General features: G+C 65.3%; 14 protein-coding genes and 5 pseudogenes. 7 read left to right on the plus strand and 12 right to left on the minus strand.

Annotated elements, in window-relative coordinates:
• Window positions 1–62 precede the first annotated feature (62 nt).
• Together ACTGJ9_RS11440 and putA are read right to left on the minus strand one after the other, a co-directional pair.
• On the minus strand, window positions 63–1,268 hold the full coding sequence (locus tag ACTGJ9_RS11440) for a CaiB/BaiF CoA transferase family protein (protein ID WP_456677145.1): 1,206 nt from the start codon (window positions 1,266–1,268) through the stop codon (window positions 63–65).
• 116 nt (window positions 1,269–1,384) lie between these two features.
• Window positions 1,385–4,384: a bifunctional proline dehydrogenase/L-glutamate gamma-semialdehyde dehydrogenase PutA gene (gene putA, locus ACTGJ9_RS11445; RefSeq protein ID WP_456677146.1), complete on the minus strand. Its 3,000-nt coding sequence runs from the start codon at window positions 4,382–4,384 to the stop codon at window positions 1,385–1,387.
• Window positions 4,385–4,499: 115 nt separating this feature from the next.
• Between putA and ACTGJ9_RS11450 the strand changes: the two are divergent.
• Window positions 4,500–4,960: pseudogene (locus tag ACTGJ9_RS11450) on the plus strand (Lrp/AsnC ligand binding domain-containing protein).
• A gap of 168 nt (window positions 4,961–5,128) precedes the next feature.
• On the opposite strand, the gene ACTGJ9_RS11455 reads toward ACTGJ9_RS11450, so the two are convergent.
• The 4 genes from ACTGJ9_RS11455 to ACTGJ9_RS11470 all read right to left on the minus strand — a co-directional run bounded on the left by ACTGJ9_RS11455 (window position 5,129) and on the right by ACTGJ9_RS11470 (window position 8,988).
• Window positions 5,129–5,329, minus strand: coding sequence for a cold-shock protein (locus ACTGJ9_RS11455; protein ID WP_008134691.1), 201 nt, complete (start codon window positions 5,327–5,329; stop codon window positions 5,129–5,131).
• Window positions 5,330–5,537: 208 nt separating this feature from the next.
• Window positions 5,538–5,846, minus strand: coding sequence for a SorB family sulfite dehydrogenase c-type cytochrome subunit (gene sorB / locus ACTGJ9_RS11460; RefSeq protein WP_456677147.1), 309 nt, complete (start codon window positions 5,844–5,846; stop codon window positions 5,538–5,540).
• An 11-nt stretch (window positions 5,847–5,857) separates the two neighbouring features.
• Window positions 5,858–7,057: a SorA family sulfite dehydrogenase catalytic subunit gene (gene sorA / locus ACTGJ9_RS11465; RefSeq protein ID WP_456677148.1), complete on the minus strand. Its 1,200-nt coding sequence runs from the start codon at window positions 7,055–7,057 to the stop codon at window positions 5,858–5,860.
• A gap of 194 nt (window positions 7,058–7,251) precedes the next feature.
• The gene (locus tag ACTGJ9_RS11470; protein ID WP_456677149.1) at window positions 7,252–8,988 is read right to left on the minus strand and encodes an adenylate/guanylate cyclase domain-containing protein; all 1,737 of its coding nucleotides are present in this window, start codon (window positions 8,986–8,988) and stop codon (window positions 7,252–7,254) included.
• Window positions 8,989–9,322: 334 nt separating this feature from the next.
• On the opposite strand from ACTGJ9_RS11470, the gene ACTGJ9_RS11475 reads away from it, so the two are divergent.
• Window positions 9,323–10,921: a glycosyltransferase family 39 protein gene (locus ACTGJ9_RS11475; protein ID WP_456678500.1), complete on the plus strand. Its 1,599-nt coding sequence runs from the start codon at window positions 9,323–9,325 to the stop codon at window positions 10,919–10,921.
• On the opposite strand, the gene ACTGJ9_RS11480 is transcribed toward ACTGJ9_RS11475, so the two are convergent.
• Together ACTGJ9_RS11480 and ACTGJ9_RS11485 are read right to left on the minus strand one after the other, a co-directional pair.
• The gene (locus ACTGJ9_RS11480; protein WP_456677150.1) at window positions 10,830–11,858 is read right to left on the minus strand and encodes a YcjF family protein; all 1,029 of its coding nucleotides are present in this window, start codon (window positions 11,856–11,858) and stop codon (window positions 10,830–10,832) included. The genes ACTGJ9_RS11475 and ACTGJ9_RS11480 overlap by 92 nt on opposite strands.
• Window positions 11,855–13,324, minus strand: a complete 1,470-nt coding sequence (locus tag ACTGJ9_RS11485) for a YcjX family protein (protein ID WP_456677151.1) — start codon at window positions 13,322–13,324, stop codon at window positions 11,855–11,857. The genes ACTGJ9_RS11480 and ACTGJ9_RS11485 overlap by 4 nt, the downstream gene beginning before the upstream one ends.
• Window positions 13,325–13,506: 182 nt before the next feature.
• Between ACTGJ9_RS11485 and trhA the strand changes: the two genes are divergently transcribed.
• Both trhA and ACTGJ9_RS11495 read left to right on the plus strand, forming a co-directional pair.
• The gene (gene trhA, locus ACTGJ9_RS11490; RefSeq protein WP_456677152.1) at window positions 13,507–14,202 is read left to right on the plus strand and encodes a PAQR family membrane homeostasis protein TrhA; all 696 of its coding nucleotides are present in this window, start codon (window positions 13,507–13,509) and stop codon (window positions 14,200–14,202) included.
• Between the two features lie 52 nt (window positions 14,203–14,254).
• Window positions 14,255–15,049 (plus strand): SDR family oxidoreductase, encoded by a 795-nt coding sequence (locus ACTGJ9_RS11495; RefSeq protein WP_456677153.1) that lies wholly within the window; start codon window positions 14,255–14,257, stop codon window positions 15,047–15,049.
• A 33-nt stretch (window positions 15,050–15,082) separates the two neighbouring features.
• Here ACTGJ9_RS11495 and mdlC read toward each other — a convergent pair.
• From mdlC to ACTGJ9_RS11515, 4 genes and pseudogenes are all read right to left on the minus strand, one after another.
• Window positions 15,083–16,704: pseudogene (mdlC, locus tag ACTGJ9_RS11500) on the minus strand (benzoylformate decarboxylase).
• Between the two features lie 164 nt (window positions 16,705–16,868).
• A pseudogene (locus tag ACTGJ9_RS11505) lies at window positions 16,869–17,715 on the minus strand (HTD2 family dehydratase).
• 14 nt (window positions 17,716–17,729) lie between these two features.
• Window positions 17,730–18,829, minus strand: a pseudogene (locus tag ACTGJ9_RS11510) (CaiB/BaiF CoA transferase family protein).
• A 7-nt stretch (window positions 18,830–18,836) separates the two neighbouring features.
• Entirely contained in the window at window positions 18,837–20,006 is a 1,170-nt protein-coding gene (locus ACTGJ9_RS11515) for an acyl-CoA dehydrogenase family protein (RefSeq protein WP_456677154.1), read from the minus strand.
• Window positions 20,007–20,131: 125 nt separating this feature from the next.
• Between ACTGJ9_RS11515 and ACTGJ9_RS11520 the strand changes: the two genes are divergently transcribed.
• From ACTGJ9_RS11520 to ACTGJ9_RS11530, 3 genes and pseudogenes are all read left to right on the plus strand, one after another.
• Window positions 20,132–21,052, plus strand: coding sequence for a LysR substrate-binding domain-containing protein (locus tag ACTGJ9_RS11520; RefSeq protein WP_456677155.1), 921 nt, complete (start codon window positions 20,132–20,134; stop codon window positions 21,050–21,052).
• 722 nt (window positions 21,053–21,774) lie between these two features.
• A pseudogene (gene ltrA, locus ACTGJ9_RS11525) lies at window positions 21,775–22,536 on the plus strand (group II intron reverse transcriptase/maturase); the annotation flags it as partial.
• Between the two features lie 4 nt (window positions 22,537–22,540).
• On the plus strand, window positions 22,541–23,014 hold the full coding sequence (locus ACTGJ9_RS11530) for a group II intron maturase-specific domain-containing protein (protein WP_456677156.1): 474 nt from the start codon (window positions 22,541–22,543) through the stop codon (window positions 23,012–23,014).
• Window positions 23,015–23,068 lie beyond the last annotated feature (54 nt).

Raw genomic sequence — 23,068 nt, forward strand, 5'->3', positions numbered from 1 at the left:
AATGCATCCGCGGTGGGATTCTGGATTGCTTCGCTGCGCTCACGGGAGCGTTAGGACGCTCCCTACCCCACAGCCCCCTTCGCCCGCAGCTGGCTGATCGCCGCTTCGTCGTATCCCGCGCCACGCAAAATCTCGTCACTGTGCTCGCCGACGCCGGGCGGCTTGCGCGGCTGCACCTTCTTGGTGCCGTCGATCCAGATCGGGCTGGCAATGGTGAGCATGGTGTCGTTCTCGAACGGCACCAGCACCTCGTTATCGAGCATCTGCTTGTCGTTCGGGATATCGTCGAGAATGCCGACGATGCCGAACACCAGCCCGTTGCCGTCGAGGATCTTGCGCCATTCGGCGAGGTCCCTGGTGGCAAACGTCTCGTCAAAAATCTTGATCAGCTCGATCGAGCGGGCGTGACGGTCGGGCTTGGTGGCGAAGCGGGGATCGGCGATCAGGTCCTCGCGTCCGAGGCATTTGGCCAGCGTCGGCCATTGCTTCTCCTCGTTGAGCAGCGACAGGATCAGCCAGCGGCCGTCCTTGCATTGATAGTGGTTGGCGACCGCGTTGAGCGCGCGCTCGCGCGGGCGCCGCTCGCCGAACTTGGCGCCGCAGAGCTTGGCCTGCGCCAGCACGCTTGCGGCCCACACTCCGTTGGCCATCAGGTTGGAGGCGACATGCGAGCCCTTGCCGGTCTTCTCGCGCTGATAGAGCGCAGTGACGATCGCGCTGTACAGCGCCATGGCGCAGGGATGGTCGCCCATGCCGGCGACCGAGCGTGCCGGCGTCGTGTCGATGTCGGCGCGGACGAGGTCCATCAGGCCGGAGCGCGCCCAATAAGCGTTGCTGTCGAAGCCGGGCTTGTTGGCTTCCTCGCCCTTCTCGCCATATCCGGTGAAGGAGGCGTAGATCAGCCTGTCGTTGAGATGGACGAGGTGGTCATAGGTGATGCCGAGCTTGATCCGCACCGGCGGCGGCATGTTGGTGATGAAGACGTCGGCCTCCGCGACCAGCTTGTAGAGCACCGCCTGGGCTTCGGGCTTGGAAAGGTCGAGCGCGAGGCTCTTCTTGTTGCGAGCCTCCAGCAGCCAGGCGAAATTGTGCTCGCCGGTGGGATAGCCGGGCAGGTTGGGCAGATTGCGGTAGGGGTCGCCGGCACCGGGCGGCTCGATCTTGATGACGTCGGCGCCGAAATCGGACAGCACGGTCGCAGCCGCGGGCGCCGCGATGAAGCTCGCGCAGTCCAGAACCTTGAGACCTGCAAAAATGCCTTTTTCCATCGCGGCGTTGCTCCCTCGCTCTTGTTGTTTCCCGCTGGCTGGAATTGGCGCGGGCACGTCATGGGAGCCATTAGACCGATGTTTTGCCGGGATGCAACGGCGCCGGGCGCAAGGCCTCACTCCTCGCCCGCAAGCAGCGCGGCATTGCCGCCGGCGGCGGCGGTGTTGATGGTGACAGTCTGCTCCGTGGCAAAGCGCGCGAGATAATGCGGGCCGCCGGCCTTGGGGCCGGTTCCGGACAGGCCGTTGCCGCCGAACGGCTGCACACCGACCACGGCGCCGATCATGTTGCGGTTGATGTAGATGTTGCCGACCTGGACACGGTCGATGATGGCCTCGACCGTGTCGTCGATGCGGGAGTGGACGCCGAGCGTCAGGCCGTAGCCGGTGCGCGCGATCGCTTGCAGCACGTGTTCGAGGGTGTCGGCGCGGTAGCGCACCACATGCAGGATGGGGCCGAACACCTCCTCGGTGAGCTGGCCGGCGTCCTTGAGTTCGAAGATATGCGGCGCGACGAAGCAGCCCTCCGGCGCGGTACCTGCATAGTGCAGCCGCGCCTCGGTCTTCATCCGCGCGATGTGCGCCTTGAGCCGCTGCTTGGCCTCGTCGTCGATGACCGGGCCGACATGGGTCGCGACGTCGGCGGGATCGCCGATCTTCAACTCGCGCGCCGCGCCCGCGATCATCTCGATCATGCGGTCGGCGACGTCCTCCTGCACGAACAAGAGCCGCAGCGCCGAGCAGCGCTGTCCGGCCGAGCGGAACGCCGAGGTGACGACGTCGTCGGCGACCTGCTCGGGCAGCGCCGTCGCATCCGCGATCATGGCGTTGATGCCGCCGGTCTCCGCGATCAGCGGCACGATGGGTCCGTCTTTGGCGGCAAGCGTCCGGTTGATGTGACGCGCAACCTCGGTCGAGCCGGTGAAAACGACGCCTGCAATATCAGGATGCGCAGTTAGCGCCGCGCCGATGCGGCCGTCGCCGGTGGCGAGATGCAGCGCGCTTTTCGGGACGCCGGCCTCGTGCAGCAGCGCGACAGCCGCACGCGCGATGCGCGGCGTCTGCTCGGCGGGCTTTGCAACGACGCTGTTGCCGGCCATCAGTGCCGCCGTGACCTGGCCGACGAAGATCGCCAGCGGAAAATTCCACGGCGAGATCGCCACGAACACGCCGCGGCCCCGCATGGCGAGCGAATTGCTCTCGCCGGTCGGGCCCGGCATCGCGACCTCGCTGCCGAACAGTTTTCGGCCCTGCGCCGCATAATAGCGGCAGAAATCGGCGGCCTCGCGCAGCTCGGAGAGCGCGTCGTCGAGCGTCTTGCCGCCTTCGCGCTGAAGAGCCGCGATGAAATGCGCGCTGCGGCTCTCCAGCAGATGCGCGGCCTGCTCCAGCGCCGCCGCGCGTGCCGAGGCCGGCGTCCGGCTCCAGGTCACGAAGCCCGCGCGGGCCGCAGCCATCGCTGCGGCCGCCTGCTCGGGCGTTGCGTCCGTGACCGGCTTGAGGTCGGTCGTTGCGGCCTTGACGTCGGTCAGCAACCGGTCGAGCGCCGCGCGCTCGCCGAACTCGATGCCGCCCGAATTATGCCGTTCCGGCGCAAAGAGATCACCCGGCAACGGGATTTTGGCATGATGCGCGTGGTCAGGCCGCACGATGAGATCGGCCGGACGCTTCAGCAGCGCTTGGACGGGGACGCGGTAGTCGGCCGCCTGCGCCACGAAGGAGGAGTTGGCGCCGTTCTCGAGCAGCCGCCGCACCAGATAGGCGAGCAGGTCGCGATGGCTGCCGACCGGCGCATAGGTGCGGTAGGCGATATCGGGATGATCCTTGGCGAGTTGCTCGTAGAGCGCTTCGCCCATGCCGTGCAGGCGCTGGAATTCGAAGCCGCCGCTGTCACCGGCCAGCTCCAGCACGGTTGCGACACTGAGCGCGTTGTGGGTCGCAAATTGCGGGAAGATGCGCGGCCGCAGACTCAAAAGCTTTGACGCGCAGGCGACGTAGTTCAGATCCGTCATCGCCTTGCGGGTGAACACCGGATAGCCATCGAGCCCGCGCTCCTGCGCGCGCTTGATCTCGGTGTCCCAATAGGCGCCCTTGACCAGGCGTACCATCAGCTTGCACTCGTGCGCCCGCGCAAGCTCGTGGATGTAGTCGATCACCGCGCTGGCGCGCTTTTGATAAGCCTGGATCGCAAGCCCGAACCCGTCCCAGCCCTTGAGCGAGGGATCGGCGAGCGTTGCCGTGATGACGTCGAGCGACAGCTCGAGCCGGTCGGCTTCCTCGGCATCGACGGTGAAGTTGAGGTCGTACGCCTTGGCGCGCCGCGCCAGATCCAGCAGTTGCGGCACCAGCTCGGCCATCACGCGCGCGCGGCTGATCGCCTCGAAGCGCGGATGCAGCGCCGAGAGTTTCACCGAGATGCCGGGCCGGTCGGGCAGGGGACGGTCGCCCGCCGTCTTGCCGATGGTTTCGATCGCGCTCGCATAGGCCTCGAAATAGCGCTTCGCATCCGCAGCCGTCCGCGCGCCTTCGCCGAGCATGTCGAAGGAGTAGCGCGGCTTTTGGCCGGAGCGCGGCTTACCCGGTTCCAGCGCCTGATCGATGGTCTCGCCCAGCACGAAATGATTGCCCATCAGCCGCATCGCCTGACGCGTGGCGGTGCGCACGGCCGGCGCGCCCAGCCGTTTCACCAGCCGGCCGATCGTGCCGTCGGGCGTCTCGCCGGGCTGGATCACGCGCGCCGACAGGCCGAGCGCCCAGGCCGAGGCGTTGACCAGGAACGCCGTGGACTTGGTCTCGTGATGGATGAAATCGCCCTCGCCGAGCTTGTCCTCGATGAACTGGTCGGCGGTGCGCGCGTCGGGCACGCGCAGCAGCGCTTCCGCCAGCACCATCAGCGCGAGGCCTTCCTTGGTCGAGAGCGCGAACTCGCGGAGCATGTCCTCGACCCCGCCGAGCCGGTCGTCGCGCTTGCGGATCGCCTCGATCAGCCGGGTCGCAGTGCGGTCGATCCGCGCCTCCTGCGGCGGGCCTAGATGGGCAGACGCCAGCAGGCGCGCAGCGATGTCGGCATCGTCGGGCGCGTAAGGGGCGGTGAAGGGCGGCGGGATATTCGGCATGGCGTGTCCTGTGGCTCACATTCAGGATAAGGCCCGCATGACCGTAGTTCGATGGACAAGATAGGCCATTTTACCTTAGAAAATGAAGAGTACTGGCAAACTGGCCTCATAAAGTATGGAACTCGATCGGATCGACCGGAAGATCCTCGCGATCTTGCAGGAGGATGGGCGAATCGCCAATGTCGAGCTGGCCGAGCGCATCGGGCTGTCGCCGACCTCGATCGGCGAGCGGTTGAAGCGCCTGCAGCGCGAGGGCTTCGTCGAGGGCTATGGGGCGCGGCTCAATCCGCACCGGCTCGGCCTCGGATTGCTGGTGTTCGTCGAGGTGCTGCTCGACAAGACCACGCCGGACAATTTCGAGCGCTTTGCGCGCGCGGTGAAACTCGCGCCCGAGGTGCTGGAGTGTCACATGGTCGCCGGAGGCTTCGATTATCTGGTGAAGGCGCGGCTGGCCGACATGACCGCGTATCGGCGCTTCCTCGGCGAGAGCTTGCTGTCGATGCCGGGGTGCGCGAGACGCGCACCTATGCGGTGATGGAGGAGATCAAGCGCGACGCACCGTTGCCGGTTGGCTGATGAAATGCGGTCGCGATTGTCACTGCTGCGGCGTTGATCGGCGATCTCTACGGGCAAATAGTTTCCGCGCGCAATCGCAACGCCTGTCGTCGAATGCACTGATCGTCTTCTAAAATTTTCTTGGCCCGACTCCCGGACAGATCCGGGAGGCAGCAAAGGCCGGCGGGCTTATACTTTGAGGTTCTCTGCGGACGTCTTGCCCCGGTTTGCGATCTCTTCATACTCAACCGTCTGGCCCTCGTTGAGGGACGACAGACCGGCTTTCTGCACTGCCGAGATATGCACGAACACATCCTTGCCGCCCGACGCAGGCTGGATAAATCCATAACCCTTCGTCGGATTGAACCACTTGACCGTACCTTTAGCCATCACGTCTTCTCCGCGGGTCTTCCTCCGAGATCGCGAACCGCCAGTCCCCGCCAACCGGCCGGTTCGGTCCTAACAGGATACGCGGAATGTGGCGGCCTTGGTAGATCAAACCATATCGGCATTTCGCGGAAATTCGCTCAACTTCGCGGCGCTTTTGCCGATTTTGCCCGTTTCGCGGTCAATTCGTCCGGACGCATCGCGGCCTCCGTCAATAGGTCGCGGCCAGATAGTCGACGATCTTGCCGACGTCGGCGTCGTCGATCGGTGCGCCGTACACCTTGATCATCTTGGTCACCTCGGCCTGCCAAAACCCTTTCTTGTCCTTCATCGGCGGCTGCGTGGCGATGTAGTCGGACGAGTGGCAGGCGGCGCAATTGCCCTGAACCACCTCGAGATTGGGGCCGGGCTTGAAGGCTGCAACCTCGTCCGGCGTCTTGTAGTTGACCGGCGCTGCGAGGGCCGAACCCACAGCAGTGGCGACGGTAAGTGTGATGGCGAGGAGAACGGTGCGCTGCATGATCATTCTCCTCAGGCTACGCTGACGCGGACGGTTTCTACGACGTTGCGCAAATAGCCCGCCGGGTTCCAGCGCGGCGTCTCTGGCTGCGTCTCGCCGGAATTGCTGGTTGCGCGCACCCTGAGCTCGACCTGGCCCGCCGCAAGCTTCACCGGCAGCTTCCATTCGCGGAATGAGTAGTTGCCGAGGTCCTTGCCGAGCCTGGCGCTGGTCCAGGTCTTGCCTCCATCGGTGGAGACAGAGACGTCCTTGATGCCCTTGCCGCCGTCGAAGGCGATGCCGCGCAGCGTCGTGCGTCCGGCCTTCAGCCTGGCGCCGTCAGTCACGTTGGTGATGAAGGAGCGGATGGTGAAGCGGTTGATCGGGATCGTAGCCTTCGGCGCGGTGCCGGGCTCGATCGAATTATTCGGCGTGTCCGGGATGCGATAGGCCGACTTCATCCAGAAGCCGTCATAGACGGTGTCGATGACGGTGATCTCGTTGAGGTGCTTGACCCAGTAGGTGCCGTAATAACCTGGCACGACCAGGCGCAGCGGGAAGCCGTTGAGGAACGGCAAATCGTCGCCATTCATGCCATAGGCCAGCATCACCTCGCCGTCGCTGGCGTGAGCGAGGTCGAGCGCCTTGGCGAAGTCGGGCGTCTTGTCGCTCACCGGGCCATCCATGCCGCCGAAAACCACCTGCTTGGCGCCGGCCTGCACGCCCGCCATCTCCAGTACCGCCTTCAGCGGCACGCCGCGCCAGCGCGCATTGCCCATCGCGCCATTGCCGAGCTGGCCGCCGGCGACACGCGGCTCTACGAGGCCGCGGCTGTTGCCGGAGCATTGGTTGACGGCGACGATCTCGGTCGCCTTCATCTTCCTGATGTCCTTCAGCGACAGCTTCAGCGGCTTGTCGACCTTGCCCTTGACCTCGAGCGTGAACGTGTCGGGATCGAGATTGTAGGGGAGGTCGGCGAGATGATAGCGCACGAAGAACGCGTTGTTTGGCGTGATCGGACCGTCGTTGAACACCGCAAATGGAGTCTCGAGCTGCGGCGGCCGGCTGGTGAGACCGATCATCGGCCGCTTCTGCGGATATTTCACCAGCGGCCGTTCGCCATTGGCGAAGGGCAGCGTAACGGTGTCGCGTGCCAGCGCTCTGGTGGAATTCAGTGTGGCCGTGATAGCGGCAAGGCCCGCTCCTTTGAGCAGGTCGCGTCGGTCGAACATGTCGTCTCCTCCCGGAGCTTTTCGTTGGTTCGCGGTCATCACCGCGAACACGCACTCATCTGTCGCAACGACCAGGGCGAAGTCAATTCGTGCTTTCGCAGCAAGCCCATGCCGTTGCGCTGCAGCAAGGCGGTGTTGGTGGGGCACCTCTCCCGCAAGCGGAAGAGGGAGCGCAACTCCCGCGCGGTGGAATCTCAGGCCGCGACGCGCTCGCCGCCGGCGATGAGAGCCGACAATGTCCTGGTGTTGGTGACGACGCGCACCAGCATCGGCTCGTCGCGGCCGCGAATCGCGACCTCCTGCTTCGGCAGCGCATCGTCGGGAACGCCGGCGGTGCGCCGGACCTCCTCGGAGACGATCGCCTCGCAGGCCAGCGTCTTGGTCATGTCCTGGAGGCGGGCGGCGACGTTCACGGCGTCGCCCAGCGCGGTGAAGACGATGTGATCGCGATAGCCGATATCGCCGATGATGACCTCGCCGCCGTGAACACCGATGCCGAAGCGAATCGGCTGGCGCAGATCGTGGCTCAGGAGCTCGTTGAGCTCGTCCACATGGGTCGCGATTGCGGCCACCGCCTTCAGCGCCTGCCGGCAGGCGGTCTGCGGATCGCTGCTGAGGCCGAACAGCGCCAGCATGCCGTCGCCGACGAACTGGTTCGGCTGGCCGCCGTTCTCGATCACGGCCTGCGACACGGCGCCGAGGAAGCGATTGACGATGAAGACGGTGTCGAACGGCAGCCGCTTCTCGGCGAGCTGCGTCGAGCCGCGCATGTCCACGAACAGGCTGACGAGATAGCGCTCCTGCCCGATTCGCGAAGGCGAGGACGCGTGCGCGCTGGCCGACAGCATGTGCGGCATGAACAGTTGGAAGAAGGAGAGGTCGGAGTTCGGCCGCAGCTGGCAGGCAAGCCGGATCGAGGGATCGGCGGTGCCGACGCGGGCCAGCACGAAGGCCTCGCGCTGCGACGGCTCGGGCAAGGTGCCGTGGTCGCCAATAATGCGGATGCGGCAGGTCGAGCAGCGGGCGCGGCCGCCGCAGATGCTGGCATGTGGCACGTTGTGGCGCAGGCTGGCCTCGAGCACGGAGAGGCCCTTGGGCACGCGCACGGTCTTGCCGTTGCCGTAGGACAACGCGATCATGCCGCCGCGCCGCTCACGCCAGCCGCGCACACCGCGCCCGAGCAGCACCAGTCCGAGCAGGCCGATGTAACCCATCGTCAGTCCACCCGTGATGCGATCGAGCGTATCGGCCTCGGCGACCGTTCCGACCTGGCGCTGCGTGAAATTATGCGTGCGCCACTCGCCGTCCTCGCTCTCGGCGGCGATGCTGCGGCCACCCTGGTAAATACCGAGCAGCGCCAGCGTCGGGGTCAGCACGGCTGCCGCCAGCAAATACGGTGCCGCGCGGATGAAGAACGGCTTGAGCCGGAGCCAGAAATAGATGCCGATGCAGCCGTGTACCCAGGCGACGATGAGCAGGATCGTCATCGTCCAGAGCCGGCCGGGCGCCGCGACGAAGAACAGATAGAGCTCCTGCGGATACAGCTTCTCGTGGCCGTAGAGTGTCTGGCCGAGCCGCACGCCGATCACATGCGCCATCACCAGCGCCGGGATGCTCAGCCCCAGCACCAGCTGCAGCGGCTCGATCGTCCGCCAACGGAACTGGCGGCGCTGGTACGTCGCATAGACGCCGAGGCCCATATGGGTGAGGGCTGCGCCGTAGAACACGATTGCGACGGGCAGGAACTGCCAGAACGACGTGTGGTAATAAACCCCGATCTGCATGGCATCGACGGAGATGTTGCCGAGCGCATGGTTGAGGAAATGGCTGACCACGTAAGCGAACAGGATCACGCCGCAGACCAGCCGCACCTGCCGCGCGCTGGTCGAGCGGATGAGTTCGAGCAATCGTGAAAGAGCGGTCGTGGCCATGATTCGGTTGTACCAGTTCACTGACGAGAACGGCCAGCGGAGAGTTAAATTCCGCAGGCGAACGGTCTCTTCGATCACATGCGCGGCAAGTGACGTAATGGTAAGTATCGTAGGGTGGGCAAAGGCGCTTTGCGCCGTGCCCACCATCCTGACGTATCGTGGGGTGGTGGGCACGCTTCGCTTTGCCCACCCTGCGAGTCTGTCCGGGACGGCCGACACAGGCCGTAACACCCCCACATTGACTCCCCCTCCCAAGTCGGGGAAAAGCGCGGCCGTGACGATCGCTCCCGACATCACCGTGAAGCCCAACGGCGCGTCGCGCCGGCCGCTCGTCATGGCCGCGCTGGTGATCGCCGCGATGACGGTGCTGCGCATCGTCTATGCCTCCGCGATCGAGCTGCGCACCGACGAGGCCTATTACTGGACCTGGTCGAAGGAGGCGGCGCTGAGCTTTCTCGATCATCCGCCCGGCATCGCCTGGCTGATCCGCTTCGGCACCGCGATCTTCGGCGACACCGTGCTCGGGGTCCGCTTCGGCGGGATCGTTGCGATGCTGGTGACGCAGTGCCTGCTCGCCGACATCGTGCGCCGCCTCACCCATGATGTGCGCGCGATCGTGGTCGCGGTGCTGATGCCGGAGGCCGCGCTCTATTACGGGCTACTGATGGCCAAGGTCGCCCCTGACGTCGCCATGATTCCGTTCGCGGTGGCGATGATGTGGTCGCTGGTGCGGCTGGCGCAGAGCGGGGATGGACGCTGGTGGCTCGCGACCGGCCTGTTCGCCGGCCTGTCGCTGCTGTCGAAATTCACCGCGATCATGTTCGCGCCTGCGGTCGCCGCGTTTCTGCTGGTGCCGGATTGGCGCTGGCGCTGGCTGCGCAGCCCCTATCCCTGGCTCGCGGCGCTGATCGCGGTCGCATTATTCTCGCCGGTGCTGATCTGGAACGCGCAGCACGACTGGGCCTCGTTCCGTTTCCAGGGCGTGCGCGCCACCGCCAATTACGGCATTTCGCTCCGTACCGTCGGCGATTTTGTCGGCCTGCAATTCGGCCTCGTCGGTTTTGTCGTCTTGCCTGTCGTGCTGTTCGGCCTCGCGATGACGGCGTGGCGCGGCTATCGCAGGCGTGAACCGGTTGCGATCCTGTTGTCGACGGCGGTGCTGGTGCCGTTCGTCTATTTCTTCTTCAAGTCGCTGACGCTCAGGGTCGGCGACACTTGGCCGATGTTCATGTGGCCGGCAGGCTTGGCCGCCACCGCGGTGAACCTCGCTCTGATGCCCAGAGAAGGCTGGTCGGCGCGAATGATCCGGTCGAGCATATTTTGGGCGAAGGCGGCTCTGGTTTCCGGGATCGCCTTCGTCGTGATCGTCTTCCTCTATTACGTCGCCGCGCCCTGGAATTTCCTCGGCAAGATGGATCCGATCGGCGCCGAATCCGGCTACGAGCAGGTCGCCGCGCGCGCGCAGGCCGCGCTCGACGAAACCGGCGCGACCTGGATCGCGACCACGGATTACCGCACCTATGCCATGATGCGCTGGCTGTTCCGGGGCCGCGTTCCCGTGGTCGAAATCAACGAGCGCGGCCGCTTTCAGGATTTTCGCGATCCCGGCATGGACCGGATACGGGGGCAGGCGGGGATCTACATCGGCCGCCAGCCCGATGATCACTCGCCTCTCTGGCAGGCGATCCCCGCGAGGCGCGAGCCGATGGGGCAGGTCGAACGCCGCTGGCGCGGTGTCCTGATCGATACCTACACGATCGACAAGCTCTCCGGATGGACCCCGGAGCTGTCTCCGCCAAAGGACGCGCCGCTGTTCCAGTGGCGCGTCCTGGCTCTGCGAGCTACGCCTCGTCCTCTTTTCTTCGCAATAAATCCGTCGCGAGATCCGACAGCTTTGGCGGCGGCAGGGCTGCGAACGGTAGCGGTCTTGTAACGTCGATCGCAGCCAATCCGAGCCGCGCCGTCAGCAGCCCGTTGAGCATGCCTTCACCGAGCCGCTGCGATAGTTTTGCTGCAATCCCGTGCCCGAGCATCTGCTGCACCAGGCTGTCGCTCGCGGCGAGACCGCCGGTGATGGCGAGATGGGCGATGACGTGGCGGAGCAGGCGGATCATGCCGAGCGCGCCGGGCCGGCCACCATAGAGCCGGGCGAGCTGGCGGATCAGGCGCAGCGAGGCCACGAACACGAAGAGCACGTCGAACAGCGCGCGCGGCGACACGGCGGTGACAATCGATACCCGCTGCGCCGCCGACGACACCAGCCGCCGCGCCTCCGCATCCAGCGGCGACATCAACTCGCGCTCGGCCAGCCGGATCATGTCGGCGCCGTCGATGATCTCGCCGGAATGGCTTTCGAGCGCGGCCCGGGCGCGGGCAAGCCGCGGGTTCTGGTGTGCAATCGCGATCAGTTCCTGCACGATGGCACGGCTCTCCTTGCGATCGTCGCTGGCGAGGACCTCGGCGGCACGCCGATGCAGCTTTTCGATCGTCGCAAGCCGTGCGAGGCCAAACGCCTCGCGCCCGATCACCACCGCGAGCGCAAGCGTGGTGAGGAAGGCGAGCGCGAGGCCAACGAAGCCGAGGCTCTCGCTGCGCGCGAACAGATCCTCGATCAGACGGACGACGCCAAGCCCGGTGCCGAGCAGCGTCAACCCGGCGACGCCGGACCAGAACAGTGCGCCCCAGGGAAATCCGCGCCGGGCGGTGCGCGCCGTTTCGATCGGCACCGGCAATGTCGCCGGATCCGGCTCAGGCGTGATCTGGATGGTTGCGCGACTGATGCGGCTCGTCTCGTCGGCTTCGGTCACGACGACGCCGGGATCGTCGAGCCGGAACGTCGCCGGCCGCCGCGGCGGGGATCGGTCGTTCATGCGAGCTTGTCTCCGATCAGGAACTGCAAGGCACGGTCGAGACGGATGTGGGGTAGCGCGGGCTCTTCCGTACCTTCGCGTTCGAGCTTTGGCGGACGGAAGCGCAGGAAGCGGAAGTCGCTTGTCTCGGCGGCTTCCGTCGACAATCCGCGGAACGCATCGGTGCCGTTGAACAGTGGCTCGGGATCGAGCGGCAGATCGCCCGGAAAGGTCGCGACTTCCGTGTTGCCGTTAAAGAACTCACCGCCGGCGCTTTCGCCTGCGGCCGGCGTTCCCAGGATCGAGGGCAATTTGTCGCGGCCACGGGTGACCTGAGCTTCCCGGGTGGCACGGACGGCGGCGAGTGCCACCACGTCGATTTGCGCGCCGGTATTTTCCGCACGCGCGAGCGCCCGGGTCACCGCGCGGCGCAGCACGGCCTCGAGCCGGTCGTGGCTGGAATGATGCAGATGATCCGCTTTCGTCGCCGCGAACAGGATGCGGTCGATGCGCGGCCGAAACAGGCTGGAAAGAATCGTGCTGCGGCCGATGTTGAAGCAGTCGAGAATGCCGGCGAGCGCCGCTTCGAGATCGTGCAGTGCCTCGGGTCCGGAGTTGAATGCCGCGAGCGCATCGGCGAGCACGATCTGGCGATCGAGCCGTGCAAAATGGTCCCTGAAGAACGGCCGCACCACGACGTCCTTGTAGGCTTGGTAGCGGCGCACCATCATCGCCCACAGCGATCCCTCCGGAGCCTGCGCACCGACGGGCACCTCGAGCGGCGCAAACGTCAGCGCCGGCGTGTCGGCGAGACTGCCTGGCATCAGGAAGCGGCCGGGCGGCAGCAGGCTCATCGCAAAGCGTTCGTCGCGGCAGGCGCGCAGATAATTGGTGAAGAGCTTTGCGGCGGTGAGCGTCGCCTGCTCGTCTTCGCGCGCCTCGGGCTTGAGCGTCGCGAGATGGGCGTGCCAGTCCGCGGCCAGATGCGCCCGCGGCGCTTCGCGCGACAGCGCCAGGCTTTCGGCCGACCATTGCTCAAAGCTCTTCTGCAGCAGCGGCAGGTCGAGCAGCCATTCGCCGGGATAGTCGACGATGTCGAGCGTCAATGTGCGGTCGGCGCCGTTCGGGCGCTGATAGTCGATGACGAGACGCAGCTCGCTGATGTCCACGGTCGAACTCGGCCAGCGCCGCTCCTCAATCAGCGCGCGCAGATGGCTTTCATAGGAAAAACGCGGCACGGCATCGTCCGGCTGCGGCGCCAGATGCGCCCGCGCGATCCGCCCGGAGGCATAGGCCTCGAATACCGGAAACCGGCCGCCGCGCGTCAGCCCGTTGATCAGCGCCGTGATGAACACGGTCTTACCGGCCCGCGACAGACCGGTGACGCCAAGCCGCACCGTCGGATTGAAGAAGTGCTCGCCATAGTCGATCAGCGCCCGGGCCGACAGGCGCGCCTCTTCGACCATGTCCTGGAAACTGAATGCCATATGAACGCGATTGATCCCGGGCGGGCGGAACAGTGAAGCCATTCACAAAAGTGGCAGTTGCGTGAGGAAAATCAAGCTTCATACTTCCACCGTCTTTGTCGGCAAATCAGCCGATTGAACGACACGCCACGCCCCGAAACACCCATAGAAGAAGACATTGTCTTAAGCCTTTGCGGATTGCCATGACCGTCTTCCAATTGAAACAGCTCGCCTCCCATTCCGTCCATGTCGCGGCCGATGCGGTCGGCTGGCATTACGATCGTGCCGAACTGATCGCCGACGGTGTCATCCATGCCGTCGGCGTGCTCTCCGGCACCATTGCCGCGACGGTGCTGGTGGTGCTGGCAGTGGTCTACGCCGATGCCACCGACATCGTCGGCGTCTCGATCTATGTCGCCGGCCTGCTCGCGATGCTGGTGCTGTCGGCGAGCTATAATCTCTGGCCGGTCTCGCCGGTCAAATGGCTGCTGCGGCGGTTCGACCACTCCGCGATCTACCTCCTGATCGCCGCGACCTACACGCCGTTCATCCTGGAGGCGAAGGACAGCGTGTTCGCGCTGGCGCTGCTGGTCTGCGTCTGGTGCGTCGCGATCGTCGGCATCGTGCTGAAGCTTCGCTATCCCGGCCGGTTCGACCGTGTCGCCATCGGCATCTATCTCGCGATGGGCTGGAGCGGCGTGATGCTCTACGGCCCCGTGGTCAAGGCCTTGCCTGCGCTGGCGCTGGGCTTCGTGCTGGCGGGCGGCATTCTCTACAGCCTCGGCGTGATCTTCCACGCCTGGCGACGGCTGCGCTTCCAGAACGCGATCTGGCACGGCTTTGTCTTGGCCGGCGCGGCATGCCATTATACCGCGGTGCTCGACCTCGTGCTGAACTGAGCGCAAACCCGCCAAGCGGGACAAGGCCAATCAAGACAAGAGGAGACGTCGCATGCAGGTGACCGGCAAGGTCGTGGTCGTCACGGGCGGCGCAAACGGCATCGGCAAGGCGCTGTGCGAGGCCTTTCACAAGGCGGGTGCGGCCAAGGTCGTGGTCGCGGACATGGACGCTGCGAACGCGCGCGCCGTCGCCGCCACGGTGGACGGCGCGGCGTTCAAATGCGACGTCGCGCAGGAAAAGGACATTTCTCACGTCATCGAGGAAACCGAGCGGCAGTTCGGCCCCATCGAATTATTCTGCTCGAATGCCGGCATCGGCGGCGGCTTCGACCCGATGTCGGTCAATGCCGGCGGCGCCTCCGATGAACCCTGGCAGCGCAGCTGGGCGATCCACGTGATGGCGCATGTCTATGCGGCGCGGCATCTCATTCCCCGCATGAAGACGCGCGGCGGCGGTTATTTCCTCAACACCATCTCGGCCGCGGGCCTGCTGTCGCAGGTCGGCAGCCCGGCCTATTCCACCACCAAGCACGCCGCGGTCGGCTTTGCCGAAAACCTCGCGATCTCGCACAAGGCTGACAATATCAAGGTCTCGATCCTCTGCCCGCAAGGCGTCGACACCAACATGCTGCGCTCGATTCCGAAGGGCCCGCAGTCCGGCGACGGCGATCTCACGCCCGAGCAGGTTGCCAAAGACGTGCTGGCCGGCCTCGAGCAGGAAACGTTTTTGATCCTGCCGCATCCCCAGGTGCTCGGCTACATGCGCAAGAAGACCGAGAATTACGACCGCTGGATCGGCGGCATGGCCAAGATCCAGGCCAGGATGCGGGACGAGTTCGGGAAGTAAGGAAGGCTCGCGCCACGCTCTCGGCGTAGCTGCCTAATGCTTCTGCCCGTACAGCACCGGCACGGCCGAATCCACGACGACCTCGATGAGGCTCGTGCCCTCGTGCGCCATGCCGCGCTTGAGCGCCTCACCGAGCTCCGCCGCCTTGCTGACCCGCACCGCATGGCACCCCATGCCTTCGGCGAGCCGGACGAAATCGATACCCGGCAGCTCCAGGCCCGGCACGTTGCGCACCTGCATCACCTGGCTGAACGAGCGCATCGCACCGTAGCCGGAATTGTTGATGACGACGATGGTGAGCGGCAGTTTTCGCTGCGCGGCGGTCCACAGCGCCTGGATCGAATACATCGCCGAGCCGTCGCCGATCAGGCACACCGTGCGGCTGTTTGGCTTGCCCAGCGCCATCCCGACGGCGGCGGGCAGCGAATAGCCGAGGCCGCCGCTCGCCATGGTGTAGAAACTGTCCTGGCCGCGCATCGGCAGGAATTTCTGCATCGCCGGCCGGTGCGAGGGCACTTCCTCGACAAGTGACGCGCCATCCGGCATCGCCTGCGACAGCGAGTGCAGCAGAAACTCCACGGGCAGCGGATCGGCTGCCTGCGGCGCCGGCGGCAATTTGCGGCCCTTGGCGCGGCGCGTTCGCTCTCGGGCAAGAGGTCGAGCAACGCGCTCAGCGCCGGCTTCATCGTCGCGATGATGCTGGTGCCGACGGGAGTCACCGCGGCCGCATCGGGATCATCGGTGATCTGGAAGATCGTCGCGCCGCCATCGAAAATCGCGGCATGGCCTTCGACATGGAAGGTGAACACAGGGGCACCGACCACGACGATCAGATCGTGCTCGCGCAGCGCGTCGGAGAGTTGCGCCGGCGAGGCATGCAAAAAGCCCGCGAACTGCGGATGCGGTTCGGGGAACGAGCAGCGCGCCGAGAACGGGCTGACCCAGACGCTCGCCTTGGCCTTCTCGGCGACGCGCACCATCAAATCCACCGCGCCGGCGCGGTCGACGCCGGGGCCGACGACGAGGGCAGGGTGTTTTGCGGAAGAGAACGCCGCGACCAGCGCCTTCGTCGCCTCAGGCTCGGGCCCGATCTCGCGGCTGACCGTGCGCGCTTCGACAGGAGCCGTCGCATGCGCCCAGTCGTCGATCGGGATCGACACGAAGGTCGGCCCGCAGGGCGGCTGCATCGCGGTGTAATAGGCCCGCGCGATCGCGGCCGGCACGTCCTCGGGCCGCGCCGGCTCGACGCTGTACTTCACATAGGGCCGCGGAAATTCGGAGGCGCGCTCGGCGTAAAGAAACGCCTGTAGCGGCAAGATCGAGCGGGCCTGCTGTCCCGCGGTGATCACGAGCGGCGTCTGGTTGCGGTGCGCGGTGTAGATATTGCCGAGCGCGTTGCCGACGCCGGCCGCCGAGTGCAGATTGACGAAGCCGGCGTTGCGCGTCGCCTGCGCATAGCCGTCGGCCATGCCGACCGCGCTGGCCTCCTGCAGCGCCAGCACATAGTCGATGTCGTCGGGCCAGTCGCTGAGGAACGGCAGCTCGGTCGAGCCGGGATTGCCGAAGACCTTTTTGATGCCGAACGAGCGCAGCAGGTCGAGCGTTGCCTGCTTGACGGTGACGGACTTGCTGCCGGTCTTGCCGTTCTTGGACATTGGTTTCCGTCCCCTGTTGTTTATCTACGCTCCCAGCCCCACCGTCATTGCGAGGAGCCCTTGCGACGAAGCAATCCAGACTGTCGCTGCTGAGGGATTCTGGATTGCCGCTACGCTCGCAATGACGAGGAGGCAGCTACGCTCGCAATGACGAGGAGGGAGCGCTACCACACCGCCGTGCCCTTCATCGTCGGCTGTCCCTCGGCGTTCGCGGTCCACAGCTCCATGCCATCGGCGGTCTCGTTGGCGTTGATGGAGAACTCGCTGCCCTCGAACAGCGGCTGCAGGCCGCGATAGGTGAATTTCTTCGGCGGCTTGCCACTTCGCAACTTCGCCGCCAACTCGATGATGAGCGCCGCCTGCAGCGGGCCGTGGAAGATCAGGCCCGGATAGCCCTCGACCTTGGTGACGTAGTCGCGGTCGTAATGGATGCGGTGGCCATTGAAGGTCAGCGCGGAATAGCGAAACAGCAGCACGGGATCCGAGACGTGGGTCTCGCGGTGCTGCGGCTTCGGCGGCGGGGCCTTTGCGGTCGCGGGCGCGCTGCTCGTCATCTCGCGATAGACGATGTCCTGCCGCTCGCGGATGGCAAGCGCCGCGCGGCGAGGAGATGCTGTGCTCCACCGAGACGAAGCACAATGTGCCGGTCGAACCTGATTTCACCTGCACGTCGGCAATGCGCGAGGTCCGGGTCGATTCATCGCCGACGCGCAAAGGCTGCAAGAATTCGATCTCGCCGCCGGCCCACATCCGGCGCGGCAGCGGCACCGGCGGCAGAAAGCCGCCGCGGGTGGGGTGGCCGTCGGGCCCCAACATCGACATCGGAAACACCGGCTGGGCCAGGCACCAATGCACCGTGAACGGTGCGGCATCGCCCGTCCTGGGTTCGCCGACGTCCTGGAACAGCGTCGCGCGCAGGCCTTTGACGAGCTGCGCGGTGACGATGTCGGTTGCCTCTTCGCTGCGGCCGATCCATTGCCGCAAATGATCGATGTCGAGCTTTTCGGTCATGACGCCTCGCTCTGTTACTTCTTGGATGGATTTTCGCCGATCGCCGGCACCGCGCCGTAAGCGCGCGTCTCGCCGACGATGATCGGCGCCGGCGCGGATAGCTGACACGGCCGTTCGGCGTATCCACCTCGATGCGGCGCAGATGCGGATGGTTGGCAAGGTCGGCCATGGTGTTGACCTCCGCGAAGGCGATGTCGGCATCGGACAGCCGCTTCAACAGCTCGTCGCGCGTCATCTTGCCGAAGCTAGCGGCCACCGTCGTGTCGGTGAAATCGCGGTTGCGCACGCGCTCCACCATGTTGGCGACGCGCGGATCCTTGGGCAGATCAGGCTGATCGAGCACCTCGGCGCAGAGCGTCTTCCACTCGCGCTCGCTCTGGATGGAGATCAAAATGTCCTTGCCGTCCTTCGAGGTGAACACGCCATAGGGCGCGATCGAGGGATGACGCAGGCCCATGCGCTTGGGCGGATTGCCGGCCTCCGCGTTGAGCAGCGGCACGGTGCACCAGTCCGCCATCACGTCGAACATGGAGATGCGGATGTCACAGCCCTTGCCGGTCCGTCCGCGCGCGATCAGCGCTTCCAGGATCGCAGCGTGGGCGGTCGCGCCGGTCGCGACATCGACGATCGACATGCCGACGCGCGAGGCGCCGTCGGGATTGCCGGTGATCGAGGCGAGCCCGCTCTCGGCCTGGATCAGGAGATCATAAGCCTTGCGGTGCGAGTAGGGACCTTCGTCGCCATAGCCGGTGATGGTGCAGGAGATCATCTTGGGATAGTCCTTCAGCAGCCGCTCGCGGGAAAAGCCGAGCTTGTCCATTGAGCCCGGCTTGAGATTCTGCACCAGCACGTCGGCGCTCGCGATCAGCTTTTCCAGCTCGGCGCGTCCCTCCCTGGTGGCGAGGTCGACCACGGCCGATTGCTTGCCGCGGTTGAGCCAGACGAAATAGCTGCTCTGGCCCTTGGCCGCCGCGTCATAGCCGCGCGCGAAATCGCCCTCGGGCCGCTCGATCTTGATCACCTCTGCGCCGGCATCGGCCAGACGCGACGAGCAGAATGGTGCCGCCACGGCCTGCTCGACCGCAATCACCCTGATCCCGTCCAATGCTCCCATGATGCCCTCAGTACGAGCGGGGCATGCCGAGCACGTGCTCGGCGACAAAGGACAGCACGAGATTGGTCGAGATCGGCGCCACCTGATACAGCCGCGTCTCGCGGAATTTGCGCTCGACGTCGTATTCCTCGGCGAAGCCGAAGCCGCCATGGGTCTGGATACAGGCGTTTGCCGCTTCCCAGGACGCATCGGCCGCCAGCATCTTGGCCATGTTGGCCTCGGCGCCGCAGTCGAGCCCGGCCTCGTATTTGCGTGTCGCTTCCTTCACCATCAGCTCGGCCGCCCGCATCGCGGCGTAGGCCTTCGCGATCGGGAACTGAATGCCCTGGTTCTGGCCGATCGGCCGGCCGAACACCGCGCGCTCCTTGGCGTAGTTGGTGGCCTTGGCGATGAACCACTTGGCGTCGCCAATGCATTCGGCCGCGATCAAAATGCGCTCGGCATTCATGCCGGAGAGGATGTAGCGAAAACCCTTGCCTTCCTCGCCGATCAGATTCTCCGCCGGTACCTTCATGTCGGTAAAGAACACCTCGGTGGTGGCGTGGTTCATCATGGTGCGGATCGGGCGGATCTCGAGGCCATTGTTCTTGGCCTCGCGCATGTCGACGATGAACACGGAGAGGCCATCGGTGCGCTTCTTGGCCTCATCCTTCGGCGTGGTCCGCGCCAGCAACAGCATCAGGTCGGAATGCTCGGCGCGGCTGGTCCAGATCTTCTGGCCGTTGACGATGTAGCCGGCATTGCCGTCCTTGCGCGCAAAGGTCTTGAGCGAGGTCGTGTCGGTGCCGCTGGTCGGTTCGGTGACGCCGAAGGCCTGCAGCCGCAATTCGCCGCTTGCGATCTTCGGCAGGTACTTTGCCTTCTGCTCGTCATTGCCGTGCCGCAGCACGGTGCCCATCGTGTACATCTGGGCGTGACAGCCGCCGCCGTTGCAGCCCGCACGCTGGATCTCTTCGAGGATGGCAGCCGCCGCCGAAAGCTTCAGGCCCGCGCCGCCATATTCCTCGGGGATCAGCACCGAGAGGTAACCGGCCTGCGTCAGCGCGTCGACGAAAGCCTTGGGGTAAGCCATCTCGCGATCGAGCTTGCGCCAGTATTCGCCGGGAAACTGCGCGCAGAGCTTTGCGACGGCTTCGCGGATGTCGGCGTGATCTTCGCTGTGGTGGTCTTCACTCATGGCGTTTCCCGTTAGGTGCGGCAGTTAAGATAACGCCGGCCGATCCTCTGGCGTTGTGAAAACAACGCCATCCCCCTATGCTCATTTGCTATAGCGTATGGAGTAGCCTTCCAGGATTGGCAAGCATGGATTTCCGGCAGCTCAGGACCTTCAGTTGTGTGGCGGAGCTCGGCAGCCTGAGCAAAGCGTCCGACACGTTGCGCGTGGCGCAGCCGGCGCTGAGCCGGCAGATCAAGCTGTTGGAACACGAGCTGCGCACGGAACTGTTCACCCGCAACGGCCGTGGCATGGTGTTGACCGAGGCCGGGCGTCTGCTGCTGGCGCGCACCTCCGGTATCGTGCGGCAGATCGACCAGATCCGCGACGACATCCAGTCGACCAAGGGGCCGCCGGCGGGCCAGGTCGTGCTCGGCCTGGTCCCGACCGTGAGCTGCGTGCTGTCGGCGCGGTTTGCGCGACGCTGCGTCGAAAAATATCCCGGCATTTCGCTGCGCATCGTCGAAAGCTACAGCGGCCACATCGTCGAATGGCTGCATCGAGGCGAGATGGACCTTGCCATCCTGTACGGTCGCTCCGCCGATCTTCATCTCAATGTGCAGAGCCTCGGCCGCGATAACATCGTTGTGGTCGGCCCGCGCGGCTGCGGTCTCGCGCGCAAGAAGAACGTCGATATCGGCTGGCTGCTGCGGCAGCGCTTGGTGCTGCCTAGTCATTCGCACGGCCTCCGTGCGCTGATCGAGCACGCGGCCGCCCAGCGCAAGATCAAGCTCAACGTCCAGCTCGAAGCGGATTCGTTCCGCGTGCTGACGAGCCTGGTCGAGGAAGGGCTCGGCTTCGCGCTGCTGCCGCCATCGTCGGTCCATGCCGAGGTCGCGGACGGCCGGCTGGAAACCGCTGTCGTCTCCAAGCCGATGTCACGCGAGCTCATTTTCGCCTCTCCGATCGACCGCCCGCCCTCGACGGCTTCGCTGGCCGTCACCACACTGCTGCGCGACGAGGTTGCCGCCTGCCGCAAGGAAGGCGTGTGGGACATCAAATTGAGTTAGATGCGCTCGTGTCGTAGACCAGCCGGGCGCCGCATTGCCTTCGCATCTTGTGCGACCTGTCATGCCGGAATTTTATAGCTGGGCGGAGGTGTGATAGCCGAGCGTCGGGGGCGATGCGCTTCTAGCCCCATTCTCGATGTCATTGCCCGCGAAGGCGGGCAAACGAGTAGTGTGCCGAGTATGAACGACAGCTTGGAGGTGGAAGTCCTCTATCCAGCCTGATGACGGCGAAGGATTAGCAAAGCGCAAGGGCGTCATCGCGAGGTGGGGTCTGAAGACAGCGTGGAGCAAAGCCGCGGCCCGATGAACAAACACCGGATAACGAGGCCTACCCGACCGGACGAGCGAGCTACTGATCGCGAAGTCCATAGTCATCAAGGGCCGGGGTGGTAGATCCGGCGGGCGTGCGGCGAAGGCGGTCGATCTTACCTCGGGAGGTCTGCACGGTGTCCCGGCAACGGGACGAGGTCGCCGCAAGGCGGCCTGACCGCAGTGCAGAAGTCAGCAGAGGGCATAGTAGGCGGCGGCGCGCCGCCGAAGGCCTGAACGGTGGAAGAGGCCAGTAGAGCGGCGATCTCGTGCGAGCCATGCGGCAGAAGAATCAGGTCGAGCTGAACTTGGGCACCGGGGCGGAGGGTGAAGCCCGAAGCGCTGCCGCCCGAGAGCCTGAAGCCTGCACGGCGGAAGCCTGTCTCGAACGCCCGGCGGTCGCGGGACCGTCGATGGAAGACGTTGTCGGGCGTGAGAACCTGAAGGCAGCGTTGGCGCGAGTGAAGCGCAATAAGGGTGCGGCAGGCGTTGACGGGATGACCGTCGGCGAACTGCCGGCCTATCTGAAGGAGCACTGGCTCACGATCCGCGTCCAGTTGCTTGACGGCACCTACAAACCGCAGCCGGTGCGGCGGGCGGAGATACCGAAGGCGTCGGGTGGCCTGCGGCCGCTCGGCATTCCGACGGTGCTCGACCGCTTCATTCAGCAGGCGGTGATGCAGGTGCTGCAGGCGGATTGGGACGGAACATTCTCCGAGACGAGCTTCGGCTTTCGGCCGGGCCGCTCGGCGCATCAGGCGGTGGAACGAGCGCAGGCGTATATTGCGTCCGGGCACACTGTCGTCGTGGACATCGACCTGGAGAAGTTCTTCGACCGGGTCAACCACGACATCCTGATGGGGCTCATTGCCAAACGGGTTGCTGACAAGCGTCTCCTGAAGCTCATCCGCAGCTTCTTGAATGCGGGTGTGCTGGAGGGAGGATTGGTCAGTCCGACGGAAGAGGGCACGCCGCAAGGTGGACCGCTCTCGCCGCTGTTGTCGAACCTGATGCTGGATGTGCTGGACAAGGAGCTGGAGAAGCGCGGCCATCGCTTCGTGCGCTACGCCGATGACTGCAACATCTATGTGCGCAGTCAGAAGGCGGGTGAGCGGGTGCTGGCGGGCATCGAACGTTTCCTCGAAAAGCGCCTCAAGCTGAAGGTCAACAGGGCCAAGAGTGCGGTGGCCAAGCCGAGCATCCGCAAGTTCCTGGGCTTCAGCTTTACCCGCGAGCCGCTGCCACGACGGCGCATTGCGCCGCAGGCGATCGCCCGCTTCAAGGCGAGTTCGGGAGCTGACGCGACGCACGTGTGGCCAAAGCCTTGCGCAGACTGTCAAGGAGCTGTCACGCTATCTGATCGGATGGCGTGGCTACTTTGGCTTCTGCCAGACGCCGTCGGTGATGCGCGCACTTGACGAATGGATCAGGCGGCGGTTGCGCGCCATCGCCTGGAAGCAGTGGAAGCGTGGACCGGCTCGCTTCGCCGAGCTGCGACGCCGCGGCGTCGGCCGGGTTCTGGCGGCAAAGACCGCCGGCAGCCCACGTGGCCCTTGGCGGCTCAGCAACAGCCCCGCGCTCAACATTGCCGTGCCAAAAGCTCTCTTCGGTTCGCTCGGTCTGGCTTCCATCGCGGCACAGCGGCCCGCATAATCCATCGAACCGCCGTATACGAGACCCGTACGTACGGTGGTGGGGAGGGGAGGA

The sequence above is a fragment of the Bradyrhizobium sp. RDM12 genome (assembly GCF_051917485.1).
Taxonomy (GTDB): domain Bacteria; phylum Pseudomonadota; class Alphaproteobacteria; order Rhizobiales; family Xanthobacteraceae; genus Bradyrhizobium.

Bases quoted from the DNA above. Each gene is read 5' to 3' on its own strand.
- ACTGJ9_RS11440 (WP_456677145.1), bottom strand. From the start codon at position 1,268: ATGGAAAAAGGCATTTTTGCAGGTCTCAAGGTTCTGGACTGCGCGAGC.
- putA (WP_456677146.1), bottom strand. From the start codon at position 4,384: ATGCCGAATATCCCGCCGCCCTTCACCGCCCCTTACGCGCCCGACGAT.
- ACTGJ9_RS11455 (WP_008134691.1), bottom strand. From the start codon at position 5,329: ATGGCTAAAGGTACGGTCAAGTGGTTCAATCCGACGAAGGGTTATGGA.
- sorB (WP_456677147.1), bottom strand. From the start codon at position 5,846: ATGCAGCGCACCGTTCTCCTCGCCATCACACTTACCGTCGCCACTGCT.
- sorA (WP_456677148.1), bottom strand. From the start codon at position 7,057: ATGTTCGACCGACGCGACCTGCTCAAAGGAGCGGGCCTTGCCGCTATC.
- ACTGJ9_RS11470 (WP_456677149.1), bottom strand. From the start codon at position 8,988: ATGGCCACGACCGCTCTTTCACGATTGCTCGAACTCATCCGCTCGACC.
- ACTGJ9_RS11475 (WP_456678500.1), top strand. From the start codon at position 9,323: ATGGCCGCGCTGGTGATCGCCGCGATGACGGTGCTGCGCATCGTCTAT.
- ACTGJ9_RS11480 (WP_456677150.1), bottom strand. From the start codon at position 11,858: ATGAACGACCGATCCCCGCCGCGGCGGCCGGCGACGTTCCGGCTCGAC.
- ACTGJ9_RS11485 (WP_456677151.1), bottom strand. From the start codon at position 13,324: ATGGCATTCAGTTTCCAGGACATGGTCGAAGAGGCGCGCCTGTCGGCC.
- trhA (WP_456677152.1), top strand. From the start codon at position 13,507: ATGACCGTCTTCCAATTGAAACAGCTCGCCTCCCATTCCGTCCATGTC.
- ACTGJ9_RS11495 (WP_456677153.1), top strand. From the start codon at position 14,255: ATGCAGGTGACCGGCAAGGTCGTGGTCGTCACGGGCGGCGCAAACGGC.
- ACTGJ9_RS11515 (WP_456677154.1), bottom strand. From the start codon at position 20,006: ATGAGTGAAGACCACCACAGCGAAGATCACGCCGACATCCGCGAAGCC.
- ACTGJ9_RS11520 (WP_456677155.1), top strand. From the start codon at position 20,132: ATGGATTTCCGGCAGCTCAGGACCTTCAGTTGTGTGGCGGAGCTCGGC.